Here is a 15,174-nt window from a genome sequence, read left to right as displayed (position 1 = left end):
GGGCCTCCCGCGCCCGTAAAGCGCTGCCCGCACCCGGCAAGGGCGACGCGCCCGGCACCGCTGCCCGCGGCAGGCGCGACGCCGGGCGCAAAGGCGACGCCGAAAGCGGAGGCGGGGGCGGGGCCGTGAGCGACGCCGGCGGCGACACCGCCGGCCGTGGCGCGGGCCGCGAAGACGGTGACCGGGCCGGGAGCAGCCGCGACCGGGCCGGCACCGCGGACCACGCCACCGGAATCGGCACCGGCAGCGACCACGGCGGCTCGGCCCGCAACGGCACCAGCGGCGACCCGGACGGCACCGGCAGCGACCACAGCGACCCGGCCCGCAACGGCACCAGCGACCACGCCAATGGCGACCCCGCCGACACCGCGAACAGCGGCACCGGCACCGGCAGCGGCAGCGACCACGACGGCTCGGCCCGCAACGGCACCAGCGGCGACCCGGACGGCACCGGCGGCAGCGACCACAGCGGCCCGGCCGGCAACGGCACAAACGACCACGCCAATGGCGACCCCGCCGACACCGCGAACAGCGGCACCGGCAGCGACACCGAGGGCACGACAAACCAAGGCCACGGCGACGACCACGGCAGCCGCAGCGGCAATGGCGACGGCAAGGACGGCGGCGAGGGCGGCAGGTCCGGCGGCTCGCACAGCCACACCGTGGTCCCCGAGCCGGGGCCGACCCCGGTCGCCGTCGACGAACCGCTGCTCGCCGCCCGCGTGCACCGGCCCGCCGACCTGATGCGCTTCCTGTTCGGCCTGCTCGGCATCGCGGTCGTGCTGGCCATCGCGGGCTTCGCGCACGCGACGACGACCGGCCTCGAGACGGACATCACCAAGGGCACCGACCACGCGCCCGACGCGCTCGCGTCGTTCGCGGGGCTGACCGCGAGCATCGCGGTGCTGATCGTGCCGGTCGCCTTCGCGATCGAGCGGCTGGCCAAACGGGACGGCCTGCGTATCGCCGACGGTGTGCTCGCCGCCGTCCTGGCGCACGGCACTGCCCTGGCCACGGACCTGTGGGTGACCAATTCCGCGCCGGGCCCGATCCGCGACGCGCTGACGCACAACGCGCCCTCCGGTACGGGCATGACCGACCCCGTGCACGGCTATCTGGCGCCGGTCATCGCCTATGTCACGGCGGTCGGCATGGCGCGCAGGCCGCGCTGGCGGGTGGCCCTGTGGTTCGTGCTGCTGCTCGACGCCTTCGCGGTGCTGGTCGGCGGCTACACGACGCCGTTCTCGATCGCGGTGACCGTGCTGATCGGCTGGACCATCGCCTACGGCACGGTCTACGCGGTGGGCTCGCCGAACGTACGCCCCACCGGGCGGCAGCTGCTCGCCGGGCTGCGCCGGGTGGGATTCAGCCCGCAGACCGCCCGCAGGGTGCAGGAGGACCGCCCGGAGACCGCGGACTCCGACCGCGGCCGCGGCTATCTGGTGACCCTGGAGGACGGCCCGCCGCTCGACGTGACCGTGGTGGACCGGGAGCGCCAGGCGCACGGCTTCTTCTACCGCGCGTGGCGCCGGCTGTCCCTGGTCGGCGGGATCACCCAGCGGCGCAGCCTGCTGTCGCTGCGGCAGGCGCTCGAGCAGGAGGCCCTGCTCGCGTACGCGGCGATCGCCGCCGGGGCGAACGCGCCGAAGCTCATCGCCACCTCGGAGCTCGGTCCCGACGCGGTGATGCTGGTCTACGAGCACATCGGCGGCCGTCGGCTCGACGCGCTGACCGACGACGAGATCACCGACACCCTGCTGCGCGAGACCTGGACGCAGGTGCGGGCCCTTCAGTCGCGGCGGATCGCACACCGGCGGCTGGTCGGCGAGTCGCTGCTGGTCGACCGCTCCGGCCGGGTGTTCCTCACCGATCTGCGCGGCGGCGAGATCGCGGCGGGCGACATCGTGCTGCGGATGGACGTGGCGCAGCTGCTGACGACGATGGCGCTGCGGGTCGGCCCCGAGCGCGCGGTGGCCTCGGCCGTCGCGGTGCTCGGCCCGGACGCGGTGGCCAGTTCGCTGCCGCTGCTCCAGCCGATCGCGCTCAGCCGCGCCACCCGCGGCCAGCTCAAGCACCTGGCGAGGGAGCGCGCCCAGCGGGAGCGCGAGGCGGTGCTCGCGGCGTCCGCGGCGGAGAAGGAGGCCCGCGAGCAGAAGCGGGCGCAGGACGCCGCGGAGGCGCACGGGCAGGTCCGCGCGGATCTGGGCGCCGAGGCAGGCGACGCGGACGGCGAGGGCAAGGGCGAGGAGAAGGCGGTCTCCAAGGCGGAGCGCAAGGCGGAGAAGCGGGCCATAGAGGACGCGCTCGAAGAGGCCCGCGAGGAGGACCTGCTGTCGCGGATCCGGCAGCAGGTGCTGCTGATCCGCCCGCAGGCGCCGGTGGAGCCGGTCCGCCTCGAGAGGATCAAGCCGCGCACCCTGATCACGGTGATCGCCGGTGCCTTCGCCGCGTACTTCCTGCTCTCCCAGCTCAGTTCCGTGCCGATCGGGCACGCCATCGCCCACGCCGACTGGCGCTGGGCGGTGATCGCGGTCGCGGGGTCCGCGGCGAGCTACGTGGCCGCCGCGTGCGCGCTGGCCGGCTTCGTACCGGAGCGGCTGTCGCTGCTGCGGACGGTGCAGGCGCAGATCGCCGGCTCCTTCGTGAAGCTGGTGGCGCCCGCCGCGGTCGGCGGGGTGGCGCTGAACACCCGCTATCTGCAGAAGGCCGGGGTGCGCCCCGGGCTGGCGGTGGCGAGTGTCGGCGCCTCGCAGCTGGCCGGCCTCGGCATGCACGTGCTGCTGCTGATGACCTTCGGCTTCATCACCGGCACGGAGAAGACGCCGTCGCTGTCCCCGTCGCGCACGGTCATGGCGGGGCTGCTGACCGCGGGCGTGCTGGTGCTGGTGGTCACCGCGGTGCCCGCGCTGCGCAAGTTCGTCTCCACCCGGGTCCGGGCGCTGTTCGCCGGTGTGGTGCCGCGCATGCTGGACGTGCTCCAGCGGCCCGGCAAGCTGGCCACCGGGATCGGCGGCACCCTGATGGTCACCGTGACCTTCGTGATCTGCCTGGACGGCTGTGTACGGGCCTTCGGCGGCCATCTGAGCTACGCGGCCGTCGCGGTGGTCTTCCTCGCGGGCAACGCGCTGGGCTCCGCGGCCCCGACGCCCGGCGGTGTCGGCGCGGTCGAACTGGCGCTGACCGGTGGTCTGATCGCGGCGGGTCTGCCCAAGGAGGTGGCGACACCGGCGGTGCTCTTCTTCCGGCTGCTGACCTTCTGGCTGCCGGTGCTGCCCGGCTGGCTGTCCTTCACGCAGCTCAGCCGCCGGGGCGAGTTGTAGCGGATCCGCGGCCGGACGCGGGAAGCGCAGGCGCGGGAAGCGCAGGCCGGCGCGCGGGAGAGCGCAGGCCTGCGGCGGCCCGCGCGCGGGAACGCCGAGGCCCGGCGGTGGTCGTGCACCGCCGGGCCTGGTGTCTCACCGCATCGGGCCGGTCAGAACAGGTAGTTGAAGACGCCCCAGCCGGTGCCGATCTGCTGCCGCCCGCCGAAGGGCTTGGCGGCATTGCCGGTACCGGGGAAGAAGAACAGGACGCCGTCGGTCCTGCGGGCGATCAGGTCGTACCTGCCGTCCGCGTTGTTGTCCCCGAGGCCGACGAGCCGGTTGTAGACGTTCCAGCCGGTGCCGATCTGCACCCGGGAGGCGAGCGGCGCCTTGGAGTTGCCGGTCCCCTTGTACAGCCACAGGCCGCCGGCGGCGTCGCGCGCGACGATGTCCGCCTTGCCGTCACCGGTCAGGTCGCCGAAGCCGGCGAGGTCCTTGTAGATCTGCCAGCCGCCGCCGACCCTGATGCGGCCAGCGAAGGTGCCGTTGCTGTACGACAGGTACTCCCACATCACACCGCTGGTGTCGCGGGCGAGCAGGTCGGGGTTGGCCGCGCCGCCCAGGTTGCCGGGCGTGACGAAGGCGTTGTAGCCCGACCAGCCGCTGCCGATGACGGTGCCCGCGCTGGACGAGCCGCCGTACATGCGCAGTTGGCTGCCGAAGCGGGCGTAGACGTTGACCTTCTCGGTGTTGGCCGAGTTGATCTTGAAGAAGGCCGACGCGCTGCCCATGCCCGTGCCGGTCCTGGTCTTGGTGCCGAATCCGCCCTTGGCGTTCGGCGGGTAGTCCCAGATGTTGCCGGCCGAGTCGCGGCCGTCGATGCCGAACATCCAGGTGGAGCCGGCATCGGCGCCGGCGGAGAACGTGGTCCTGCCCTGCTGCGGGGCGGTGTGCACGGTCGTACCGCTTGCCGTGCCGAGACTTCCCGTGCCCCCGTTCGCGCTCGCCGCCACGGTCGTGCCGAGCGTCAGTGCGAGCGTGCCCGCGGCAATGGCGACGGCCTTCGACCTCAGACCGCGCCGGGTGTGCCGACGGTCCTGCTTTTTCACCTGTGGTCCCCCTCGGATAGGTGATGTGTGTGCTGCCTCGATACGGGATGATCCCGAACGAAGCCCTTGACGCTACCGCGGTGCTGTTCATGTTTCGGCATCCGAAGTGTCATCACCGCGTCACAGTTCTGTCATGAGACAGAGCCGTGACCCGATCCGTGCGTCACGCCTCTCGTGCACCTGAGCTGCTTTCAGTACGGTGAACAGCCTGGATACGGGGTCCAGTCGGCGCACACGTGCATTCCGGTGCCCGGTCGGTGCCCTTGGCGCACGGCGAACGGGGAGCCGGACGATGAGAGTCCGATGCGCGATACCGGCCTTTGCCACCACGGTGGTTGCCGCGGTCGTGCTCAGCGCGTGCGGTGGCGGATCCGGCGACGGCGGCTCAGAGACGATCCCGCCTGCCGCACCGACGACGGCCGCGGCCACGACCGCACCCAGCGGCACTCCCGGGTCCCGGACGGGCGCGCCGCTCACGCTCGACCCCGCGGTGGCACTGCCCGCCGACGTGAAGGTCGTCTTCGACTGGACGATGCCGGAAGACCCCGCGCAGCACGCCGCGTTGACCGCGGCGGCCAATTACCTCCAGTCGATCGACCACGCGGTCGTCCGGCAGAACGCACAGGACCCGCCGCTGCACGCGTACGCGGCCGGTGACGCGCTCGCCTACGCCGGCGACTTCGTACAGCGGAACATCGAAGCGAAACTGACCCTCAGCGGAACCGACCGCTTTTACCGCCCCGTCTTCGGTAATGGCGCCGCGGGGACGGGCGGTTCGAAAGGTTCCGTGGAGATCAGGCTCTGCGACGACCAGTCGAAGATCTACAGCAAGGACGTCGTCGGCGGAAAAGTGCACGTGACCGCCGAAAGCGACAAGAGCTACGTGCTCTTCGACATCGTCCTGGTCGAACTCCCCACCGCCCACCCGTATTGGCAGGCGCAGGGGATCACCGTCAAGGAGGGCTTCCTGCAATGCAAGGACTGACCACCGCAGGACGGCCCCGCCGGGGTCTGTCGATCACCGGGGCGTTCACGGTCGCCTCGGCACTCGTGCTGGCCGCCGCGGCACCCGGCCACGCCGACACCACCACGTCGAAGTCCACCGAGACGGGCGGCAACGACGGCGGCGCGCTGTCCGCGGGCGTGACGTACACCTACCCTTCCGGCAAGTCCACCGGCAGCGCCACGGTGCCGCTCGGCTCGTCCGACGTGAGCTGGACGCCGCCGCCCTGCTGGATCGGCCCGGTCGGCGACCCGGAGACGTTCAAGAAGAAGCTGCTCCAGAGCGTCAAGGACACCAATGTGCCCGGCCAGGCCAACTACGCGCTCGAGGCCATGCAGGAGTTGCAGCAGCACTACGAGGAGGGCAGGACCTGGGCCGCCTCAGGGGACGGCTACAAGGACTTCAACCTCGACAAGCAGGGCAAGGGGCAGTTCTGGGGCCCGGTGATGAACCCCGACTCCGACAGCCCCGAGCGGTTCGACTGCAACAGCACGCTGCCCTTCTGGGTCGACAACGGCAAGCTGCCGCCGCCCGGCACGCAGAACGTGATCACGGCCGAGATGCTGTCCCGGCTGGCCTACGCCCGCACCCGGGTTCCCGGGGTCACCGTGGTGACCAGTCCCGTCACCACCCAGACGGTGAACCTGCCGACCTGGCTGCAACTGACGCAGAAGTACACCCGGGTACAGGTCCGCGCCTCGATCGACATCGGCGGCGGGCAGGAGATCTGGGCGCAGACCACGGCCGACCCGGCGAACGTGCACATCGACCCGGGAACGGGCGACGCCACCCTCCACCCGGCGTCGGGCGACTGCCCGGTCGCGGCGGACGGCAGCGTCGGCTCCGCGTACAACGGCGACCCGGCGGCGGTGCCGCCGTGCGGGATGACCTACCGGCGCTCGACGGCGGCCACCGGCCCCTACCGGCTGGACGTGACCGCCACCTGGCACGTCACCTGGGTCGGCTCCGACGGCGGCGGCACCCACCCCCTGCCGGACGGTGTCGTCCACAACCCGGCGCAGGACCTGACAGTCCGCGAGATCCAGTCCGTCGTCCGCTGAAGCGGTCGCGGATCGTGCGGACGGGGCCTCAGCGTCTCGGGCTGCCCGAAGCCCGATGCCGCCACAGGCACCAGTACCCGATGACCAGGAGGACGGGGTAGACGCACAGAGCAAGTGCGGCCAGGAGCCCCAGGACCCGCTGCCACCAGGGCCAGCCGTAAGGACCGAGGACCGCCGCGAAGAGGGAGAGCGGCAGCACCGCCATGAGGAGAGCTCCTCGCAGCGGGTCGCGAGGCCGGTGCCTGGTCCAAGGTGTTCCGGGAGCGGCAGATCGCCCCTCCAGCCCGTGTATCGCTCTCTGGGGCGCCTTCCAAGCTCTGCGAACGGCTCTCGCGGGTGCCCCCTGTGATTCATGGCCGGAGAGTACGCCGTGAGGTTGCGGATGCCGCCCCTCGTCGGCGGCAGTCGCGGGCGGCGGCGGCCGGCATCCGGAGCCCGGCCGTCGTTCGCGGCTGCCCGACGACGACCGCCGACCGCCGTGTTTCCGCAGCGAAAAGGCGGGCCGCGGCGATACGCCGCGACCCGCCAATCGGGCGCCTAGTAGATCGGCTTGTGCGGCTCGACGGTGTTGACCCAGCCGATCACGCCGCCGCCGACGTGGACCGCGTCGGAGAAGCCCGCGGACTTGAGGACCGCCAGCACCTCGGCGCTGCGCACTCCGGTCTTGCAGTGCAGCACGATCCGCTTGTCCTGCGGGAGCGTCGCCAGGGCGGAGCCCATGATGAACTCGTTCTTCGGGATCAGCTTCGCACCCGGGATGGAGACGATCTCGTACTCGTTCGGCTCCCGGACGTCGATGATCTCGATGTTCTCGCCGTCGTCGATCCACTCCTTGAGCTGCTTGGGAGTGATCGTCGACCCGGCCGCCGCGGCCTGCGCCTCCTCCGAGACGACACCGCAGAAGGCCTCGTAGTCGATGAGTTCGGTGACCGTGGGGTGGTCGCCGCAGACCGCGCAGTCGGGGTCCTTGCGGACCTTGACCGTGCGGTACGTCATCTCCAGGGCGTCGTAGATCATCAGCCGGCCGACCAGCGGCTCGCCGATGCCGGCCAGCAGCTTGATCGCCTCGGTGACCTGGATCGAGCCGATCGACGCGCACAGCACGCCGAGCACGCCGCCCTCGGCGCAGGACGGCACCATGCCGGGCGGCGGGGGCTCGGGGTAGAGGCAGCGGTAGCAGGGGCCGTGCTCGGACCAGAAGACCGACGCCTGGCCGTCGAAGCGGTAGATGGAGCCCCAGACGTAGGGCTTGTCCAGCAGCACGCACGCGTCGTTGACCAGGTAGCGGGTCGCGAAGTTGTCCGTGCCGTCCACGATCAGGTCGTACTGGGAGAAGATCTCCATCACGTTCTCGGCTTCGAGCCGGGTCTCGTGCAGGACGACGTTGACCAACGGGTTGATCCCCAGGACCGAGTCGCGGGCCGACTCGGCCTTGGAGCGGCCGATGTCGGCCTGGCTGTGGATGATCTGGCGTTGAAGGTTCGACTCGTCGACCTCGTCGAACTCCACGATGCCGAGCGTGCCGACACCGGCGGCCGCGAGGTACATCAGGGCCGGCGAGCCGAGACCGCCGGCGCCGACACACAGCACCTTCGCGTTCTTGAGCCGCTTCTGCCCGTCCATGCCCACATCGGGGATGATCAGGTGACGCGAATACCTGCGGACCTCGTCAACGGTGAGCTCGGCGGCCGGCTCGACCAGGGGTGGCAGCGACACAGGGACCTCAGCAATACGGTTGGTCGGTCTCAGACGGTACGGAAGCCGCGTGCTCGCACACGCGCACCTCTGCAACACTGCCACGCCGGTCTTCATTCCAAGACACCCGGTCCGAGGACCGAGACATCCTACGGTCACATCGTGGGCGGCGGCCGCTCCCCCGCTCCGCCACCGACCGCACGTACCGCTCGGTCCCAGTATCCGGGCAGACCAGCCCACGGGCCGGTCCCCTCCCGTGCACTCCCGTCGGTCAGGCACACCGTGCCCGCGCCCTGCCAGCGGGCGATCCGCAGGGCGCTGTCGAGGTGCACTTCGGGCAGGCCGTGCACCAGGTGCACGAAGCGCGACGGCGGATGCGCCGCCGTCCACTGCGGCGCCTCCGACCACCGGTAGCGGTCCCACGGCCCGGCGAAGGTGACCAGTTGGTCGGCGAGGTCGGCGTAGCAGGCGTCGGGGTGGGTGCCGTGGCCGAGCACGATGTGCCCGGCGGCGCCGCGGCCGCGCGCGGGCGCGCCCTCCTGTTCCAGCAGCGCCCGCAGCGTGGTGATCACCCAGTGGCAGTCGGCGGCCTCCGCCCGGCCCACCGGCGCCCGGTCCAGGTAGAAGCCGTCGACCCGGTACCAGTCCAGGTAGTGCGAGGCGTCGGAGACCAGTTCGCCGAACGGCCGCCTGCCGTACGCCGCGTCCAGTTGTCCGAGGACCGGGACACCGTTCTCACGGACGCGGGACGTCACCTCCGCGTACAGCAGGTCCCGGCGGCTGCCGGGGCCGCCGGAGACGTCGAAGGCGGCCCAGTGCAGGGGCGTGCCCGGACGCGCGATCTCCGCCCACTCGGCCGGTGCCGTCAGCGGGTGCGGGAGGGCCGGCATCCCGAGGCCCGTGCCGTCGCGGCGCCGCCGGGTACCGCGCGGCGCCCGGGTCAGACGCGGCATGCCGCCTCCATCCACACATCGGCCAGCGACTCCTCCAGGCCGATCCGCGGCCGCCAGCCGAGCCGGTCGCGTGCCGTACGGACATCGGCCTGCTGCCACAGCCCGCAGCCGTCGGGGTACGGCGGCATCGCCGCGCCGCCGGACGGCGGCGCCTCGTCCAGCTCGCGCACGGCGCCCTCGTACCCGGCGACATGGGCGAGCGCGGCGGCCATGTCGCGCATGCGGACCGCCCGCCCGCTGCCGATGTTCACCACTCCCTGCGCGGCGGAAAGCGAGGCCGCGTGCACCGCGCGGGCGATGTCGCGGGCGTCGATGAAGTCCCGCTGTACGGCCAGGCCGCCGAGCCGCAGCTCGGGGTCGCCGTTCTGCATCGCGCGGCGCAGCGCCTCCGCGACCCGGCCCATCGGCGCGCCCGTCGGGGTGCCGGGGCCGACCGGGCTGAACACCCGCAGGACCACCGCGTCCAGGCCCGAGCCGAGCACCAGCTCGGTGGCGGCGAGCTTGCTCACCCCGTACGGGCCGCCCGGCCGCGGCGGCGCGTCCTCGCCGGTGGAGGAGCCGACCGGCGACGGGCCGTACTCGGAGCCGCAGCCCAGCTGGACCAGCCGGGCGCCGATACTGCTGCGCCGCATCGCCTCGCAGACCGTGGCGACGGCGACGGTGTTCTGCCGGGTCAGCTCGCGCGCACCGCCGCGGGTGGCGCCGGCGCAGTTGACGACCACGCCGGGGTGGACCGCGTCGAGGAAGCGGGCGAGGACGCCGGGTGCGCCGCTCGACAGGTCGAACCTGACGTCGGCGTCGTCACTGCGGCCCAGCGCGGTGAGTTGGACGGCCGGGTCGGCGAGCAGTCGCTCCGCGACGTGGCGGCCGAGGAAGCCGTCGGCTCCGAGCAGCAGCACTCTCATCGGGTGCCTCCGAGCGGTGCGTTGCGGAAGTGCCGGTGCTCGGGTCGTGGTCGGGGTCGCGGTCGGGACAGGTGCGTGGTCAAGGGTCTTTCTCCTGGTCGGTGTGACAGAGGTCAGTGGCGCCCGGCGGTTGCCGGGCGATGGGCGGCGGCCCGCGCGAGCAGGCGGAACGCCTGGGCGGCCAGCACGAGGGCGGCGGCGCCGCAGGCGGCGGCCTGCGCGGTGCCGCCGGAGGGGGCGAAGTGGCCGGGGGCCGCCGCCAGTACGAGCGTCAGCCCCTCGGCGGCGCAAGCCGCGGCCAGGCCCGCCGCGGCCGGCCCGGGGTGGCCGTGCACGGCCAGCAGCCGGGCGGTGAAGAGCAGGACGCCCAGCGCGGCAGGCGCCGCCAGCGGGGCGGACCCGGCCAGGGCGGCGGCGGTGAGCAGCAGCGCGGTCAGCGCGGCGGCGTAACCGGCGAGTGCGGCGGCCAGCCGGGGGCGTACGGCGTCGGCGAAGTCGGCGAGACCGTGGCTGGGGCCGAGTTGGGCCCTGGCGGCGGCCGCGAACCAGCGGGCCAGGGCGGCCGCGGGCGCCAGGCTCAGCGCGAGCGCGGCGAAGGCGGCGGTGCCGGCGCCTGCGTCGAAGCGGCCGCGGTCCGCGAGGGCGGCCACCGCCTGCGGGCCGTAGAGCGCGAAGCCGAGCAGGCCGTACGCCCACAGGCCCGCGCCCGCGGCGTGTGCCGCACGCAGCGGCCCGCCGCGCAGGGCCGCCCACAGGGCGACGGCCACCAGCACCGCGACCGGCGCGGCCGCGGCGGGCAGCCCCGCGGCCAGGACGCACCCGGCGCCGGGCAGCAGGTGCAGCGCCACGGTCCGCCGCCCGAGCGGGGCGCCCGCCGGGGGCCGCTCCCCCGCCGCGGCCACCCGGACCGCCCGCGGCACCCGTGCGTACAGCTCCTCGGCGAGACCGAACACGTCGCGGTGCCGCAGCCGCCGCGCCTCCCCGTCGTTGACCCCGAAGGCCTCGAGTCCGGCGGCGATCTCCCACGCGTCCACGGCCCCCGCGAGCATCGCCTGATGCCGGTGCATCACGGCCCGCACGGGGTCGGCGGGCCCGCGCCGCCGCATCCCCGTGCCGCTGTCGCCCCCGGGCCTGGGACGCCCCCCGTGGGAAATCGATTCACCACCACGCCCCACCGCGCCCCCGGGCGCACGCCCTGCGCTCCCGGCGGGTCGCGGAGCGCCGGTGCCCGGCTCGGCACCGCGGGCCGCGGCGTCCGGGCCGGCACCCGGAAGTCCGCCGCCGGACCACCCCGAGCCCGCCCCAGCCTCGGGGCGCGCAGGACCCCCGGCAGGACGCGACAGGCCAGCCTCGGGATCGGCCTCGGACCGCCCAGAGCCCGCCCCCGCCTCGGGGCGCGCAGGACCCCCGGCAGGACGCGACAGGCCAGCGCCCGCCTCGGCCGCGGACCACCCCGAGCCCGCCCCCGCCTCGGGGCGCGCAGGACCCCCGACAGGACGCGACTGCCCAGCGCCCGCCTCGGCCTCGGGGTGCGCGGGACCCCCGGCAGGACGCGACAGGCCCGCGTCGGGATCGGCCTCGGGGTGCGCGGGACCCCCGGCAGGACGCGACAGGCCCGCGTCGGGATCGGCCGGGCAGGGGCGGGCCGAGTGGTCGTGGGGCTCGGCCGCGGGGGGCGGTATGGGGAGCAGGATCGGGGGGTCGGTGTCGGGTGGGGGTGGGGTCAGGCGGGTGAGGAGGGCTGCTGCCGGGTCGGTGTCCGGGGTCATGGGGATACGGCTCCGAGGGGCGGTGGTCATGGGCGGGTGGCCGGGACGGGTGTCCAGGAGGGGTGCGTGGGGGTGGGGGCGAGGCGGCTTGGCGAGAGGGATTCCGCCGGGTTGGTGAAGGGACGGGGGGCGCCTTGCGCGTCGAGCAGCGGGACGCGGCGTACGGGGTGGTGGGCGACCACGTCGAGGTAGCTGTCGCGGAAGGCGTCGACGCAGGTGGTGACCGTGAAGAGGGCGAGCGCCCGCTCCCTGGCGGCGGCGCCGAGGCGGGCCGCGCGCTCGGGCCCGCGCAGCAGGTCGAGGGTGGCCGCGGCCAGTGCCTTGGGGTTGCGCGGCGGCACGACGAGGCCCGTACCGCCGATGACCTCGCGGACGGCGCCGACGTCGGTGGACACGGTGGGCCGGCCGCAGAACATCGCCTCGACCAGGCTCAGCGGGAAGCCCTCGGCGCTGCTGGAGAGCAGCACGACGTCGCCCGCCGCGTAGGCGTCGGCGGATTGCGGCGCGCCGGGCGAGCCGATCTCCTCGAAGCTGACCGGGTTCTCGCCGACGGCGTCGGCGTCGGCCGCCTCGTCGGGGAAGAGCTGGGCGGCGAGCCCGCGGCAGTGGTCCAGGTAGCGGGCGGCCCGCTCGTCCATGGCGCGAAGGTGGAAGACGCGCAGCCGGGCGTGCGGTTCCTCGCGGCGTATCGCGTGGAAGGCGTGCAGCAGCGCGATGAGGTCCTTGGCCGGGTCGGCGCGGCCGACCCAGGCCACGGTCGGGTCCGCATGCGCCGCCTGTTCCTCGGACTGCGCTGCGGCCTCGGCTGCCGCACCGGCGCGGGCGAAGCGGCCGGCGTCGATGCCGGGGTGGATGGTCCGCATCCGCTCCCTGGGCGCCCCGCACCGCTCCTGCCAGCGCCGCACGTGGGTCGACCCCGGGGTGATCAGCGCGGCCTGCCGGTAGCTCTCGCCTGCCAGCAGCAGGTAGTGGTCACCGAGCAGCGCGCGTACGGCGGGGGGCAGTCCCGCGGCCCGGTGCGCGAGCAGCGCTTCGCGGGCGCGGACGGTGTATTCGGTGACGATGAGCGGGGTGCCGCAGAACCGTTTGCCCAACAGGCCCGGAAGCGCGGCGGGACCGCCGGACACCGCGTGGCACATGTCGGCCGCGCCCAGCTCGTCGGGGCCGTACCAGGGGGCGGACAGCGGGCGCAGCTGGCGCTCCAGCAGGTCGGCGACCGTGAGGAGTTCGGTCACGACGATGTCGGCGAGCAGCGGCCGTACCCCGGGGGCGCGGCATGCCGCTTCGAGCTCCGCGAGGGCGTCGTCGCCGCGCAGCATCGCGGGGAGGGCGCCGGCGGCGTCCTGGGCGAGGTCCGCGAGGGCGTACAGGCCTGCGGCGAAACGGTCCGCCCGCTCGGCCGCGCCCATGCCCGCCGCGCCGGCCAGGGCGGTCGCCAGGTCGCGGAAGCCGCCGCGGAAGGCCTCACGGGCCGCCTTGGCGGCGGCCCGGCCGCCGCGCGGCGCTTCCGCCTCGGCGGGTTCGCCCCACAGCCGCTCCTGCAGGACGCGGCGCACCTGGGGCGGCGTCTCCACCAGGCCTGCGGACTCGGCCCTGCGGTGGCGGCTCAGCGCGTACACATCGAAGTCGTGGTGTGCCAGGCCCCTGACGAGGCGGTCGCACCACGCCCCGCCCTCACCTCTCGCGTACGGATAACCACCCTCGGTAAGTAATCCAATCCGCACGGGTCCGCCCCTTCTCGTCCTCGACCCCGGACGAGCTGCTGTCCCGCCCGGCGGGACGACCGTATTGCGCGGTACGCCCACCCCGGCGGACGGTTGTCCGCGGCACCACCAAAAGGGGTGAACGGGCGTAACTTCTCCCAAGGCCGGGCGTTAACGCCCTCCCGGGACGAGGCGCCGCCGGAATCGGGGGTGCGCCCCACGGCTCAGGCGTGCGCCCCCCGCGGCGGGCACGCCTCGCGCGCCCCGGGCGCCCTTCGCCGCCGGGTGGGGCCCCAACGGCCCGGGGTTACGGGAAGGGCCAGGCGTTGGGCTTGCAGGCGGGGCCGCCGTTGAGGGAGAGGAACTTGGTCTGCTGCATCATCACGGGGGCCGGCGCCCCGGCCTTGGGGCACCCGACGTGCCCGTGCCCCAGGCGGTGCCCGACCTCGTGGTTGATGAGCATCTGGCGGTACGCGTGCATCAGCCGCGGCCCGTACGTCTCGGCGCCCTGCGCCCAGCGGTAGGCGTTGATCATGGTCCGCGGGGTGGACGCCGCGTCGCAGGAGACGTTCTCGACGGTCGTGTCCAGCCCCGACTTGGCGCACCACTTCGCCGTGGTACCGGGGCTGGCGAGGGTCACGACGATGTCCGCGTGCCCGGTCGAGACCCGCTCGAAGGTCATCGTGCCGCCGTGGCCCCAGCTGCGGCTGTCGTTGAGTGTCTTGAAGACGGTGTCGCTGAAGAGCGCGGCGTCCAGCGGCAGGCCCTGCTCGACGTCGACCCGGAAGGTCATCACCTTGCCCTTGCCCGGCGCGGCCTGGTGGCCGGGGACGGTGTCGAACCGCCCGGAGAGCCTGAGCCCGGGGTCCAGCGGATACTGGCGGTCCATCAGCTGGTCGTAGCCGGGCGTGGCGAGCGCCGGGGTCACGCCGGGCGTCGCGCGCGAGTCGGAGCGCGACGCGGTGTCGCCGGTGGCGCGGGTCGGCGTGTCGGTGGTGGGGTCGGGCGAGGGCGCGTCCCTGCCGCTGCCGGTCAGCTGGCTGCCGGTCGCGACGGCGACCACGGTGACCACTGCGGCGGCCGCGATGCCGCTGATCGTCCAGCCGGCCTTGCCCGGCCTGCGGCGCCCTGCGGGCTCGGGCTCCTCCTCCGGGGGCGCGACGGGCGGGGTGACCACCGGCGGCTCGGGGACGGCGGGCGCGGGCGGCGGCTCGAAGGCGTCGATGAACTCCTGCCGCGGCCTGGGCACCCCGCGGCCCGGCGCGTCCACCTGGTGCCGCGGCGCGCGCGGCCCTGCGGCGGCTGCGGCGGTGGCGGCGTCGTGCGCGGCCCAGCCCTCCGCCCAGTCCTCGACGGGGTCGAAGGGCAGGTCGCGGCGGCCCCCGCCGGAACCGGTCCAGGTGCCGGGCGTGCCCCACGCCCCGTGTTCGCGGTGCTCCGGGTGCGCGGGCGGGCGGCCGGCGAGGTCCTGGGGGCGTACGGCCGCGAAGGCGCCGCTGTCGCCGAACGGGTCGAACGGCTCGGTGTAGGGGCCGCCGGAGCCGCGCCTGCGGCGCCCGCTGCCGGGGGTGCCCAGTGCGCTGCCGGGCGGCGCGAAGGTGCCGCCGGTCTGCGGTACGCGGTTGTCGCGACCGTCCTGGCCGTCCCGCGCGCTGTGTTTGCCCACGCCCTCGA

At 74.2% G+C, this 15,174-nt stretch carries 11 protein-coding genes; 3 read left to right on the top strand and 8 right to left on the bottom strand.

Translation table 11 applies throughout. The features are described 5' to 3' along the window. The first annotated feature begins 125 nt into the window (after nt 1–125). Nucleotides 126–3,320, top strand: coding sequence for a lysylphosphatidylglycerol synthase domain-containing protein (locus ACGFMP_RS23200; RefSeq protein ID WP_393674844.1), 3,195 nt, complete (start codon nt 126–128; stop codon nt 3,318–3,320). A gap of 152 nt (nt 3,321–3,472) precedes the next feature. On the opposite strand, the gene ACGFMP_RS23195 is transcribed toward ACGFMP_RS23200, so the two are convergent. Further along, nucleotides 3,473–4,411, bottom strand: a complete 939-nt coding sequence (locus ACGFMP_RS23195) for an FG-GAP repeat domain-containing protein (RefSeq protein WP_393674843.1) — start codon at nt 4,409–4,411, stop codon at nt 3,473–3,475. Nucleotides 4,412–4,703: 292 nt separating this feature from the next. Here ACGFMP_RS23195 and ACGFMP_RS23190 point away from each other — a divergent pair, with 292 nt between their 5' ends. Both ACGFMP_RS23190 and ACGFMP_RS23185 read left to right on the top strand, forming a co-directional pair. Next, nucleotides 4,704–5,396: a hypothetical protein gene (locus ACGFMP_RS23190; RefSeq protein ID WP_393674842.1), complete on the top strand. Its 693-nt coding sequence runs from the start codon at nt 4,704–4,706 to the stop codon at nt 5,394–5,396. Next, nucleotides 5,384–6,475, top strand: coding sequence for a hypothetical protein (locus tag ACGFMP_RS23185; RefSeq protein WP_393674840.1), 1,092 nt, complete (start codon nt 5,384–5,386; stop codon nt 6,473–6,475). Before ACGFMP_RS23190 ends, ACGFMP_RS23185 begins: the two co-directional genes overlap by 13 nt. A 28-nt stretch (nt 6,476–6,503) precedes the next feature. Here the strand turns inward: ACGFMP_RS23185 and ACGFMP_RS23180 are convergent, their stop codons facing one another. The 7 genes from ACGFMP_RS23180 to ACGFMP_RS23150 form a co-directional block, all read right to left on the bottom strand. Continuing rightward, a complete protein-coding gene (locus tag ACGFMP_RS23180) occupies nt 6,504–6,680 on the bottom strand; it encodes a hypothetical protein (RefSeq protein ID WP_393674839.1) in 177 nt (58 codons plus the stop codon). A 332-nt stretch (nt 6,681–7,012) separates the two neighbouring features. After that, nucleotides 7,013–8,191 (bottom strand): adenylyltransferase/sulfurtransferase MoeZ, encoded by a 1,179-nt coding sequence (gene moeZ, locus ACGFMP_RS23175; protein WP_393674838.1) that lies wholly within the window; start codon nt 8,189–8,191, stop codon nt 7,013–7,015. A gap of 134 nt (nt 8,192–8,325) precedes the next feature. Beyond that, complete coding sequence (locus tag ACGFMP_RS23170; RefSeq protein ID WP_393674837.1) at nt 8,326–9,123, bottom strand: spherulation-specific family 4 protein; 798 nt, start codon at nt 9,121–9,123, stop codon at nt 8,326–8,328. Then, the gene (locus tag ACGFMP_RS23165) at nt 9,111–10,028 is read right to left on the bottom strand and encodes an NAD-dependent epimerase/dehydratase family protein (protein ID WP_393674836.1); all 918 of its coding nucleotides are present in this window, start codon (nt 10,026–10,028) and stop codon (nt 9,111–9,113) included. The genes ACGFMP_RS23170 and ACGFMP_RS23165 overlap by 13 nt, the downstream gene beginning before the upstream one ends. Nucleotides 10,029–10,141: 113 nt before the next feature. Then, the gene (locus ACGFMP_RS23160; protein ID WP_393674983.1) at nt 10,142–11,095 is read right to left on the bottom strand and encodes a hypothetical protein; all 954 of its coding nucleotides are present in this window, start codon (nt 11,093–11,095) and stop codon (nt 10,142–10,144) included. 728 nt (nt 11,096–11,823) lie between these two features. After that, the gene (locus tag ACGFMP_RS23155; RefSeq protein ID WP_393674834.1) at nt 11,824–13,521 is read right to left on the bottom strand and encodes a DUF3492 domain-containing protein; all 1,698 of its coding nucleotides are present in this window, start codon (nt 13,519–13,521) and stop codon (nt 11,824–11,826) included. Between the two features lie 286 nt (nt 13,522–13,807). Next, entirely contained in the window at nt 13,808–15,166 is a 1,359-nt protein-coding gene (locus tag ACGFMP_RS23150; RefSeq protein ID WP_393674832.1) for a DUF3152 domain-containing protein, read from the bottom strand. Nucleotides 15,167–15,174 lie beyond the last annotated feature (8 nt).

Source organism: Streptomyces sp. NPDC049040 (assembly GCF_043197715.1).
In the GTDB taxonomy this organism is placed as follows: domain Bacteria; phylum Actinomycetota; class Actinomycetes; order Streptomycetales; family Streptomycetaceae; genus Actinacidiphila.
Note: the sequence above shows the minus strand (reverse complement) of the source record. Positions and strands in the feature narration are given on the sequence as shown.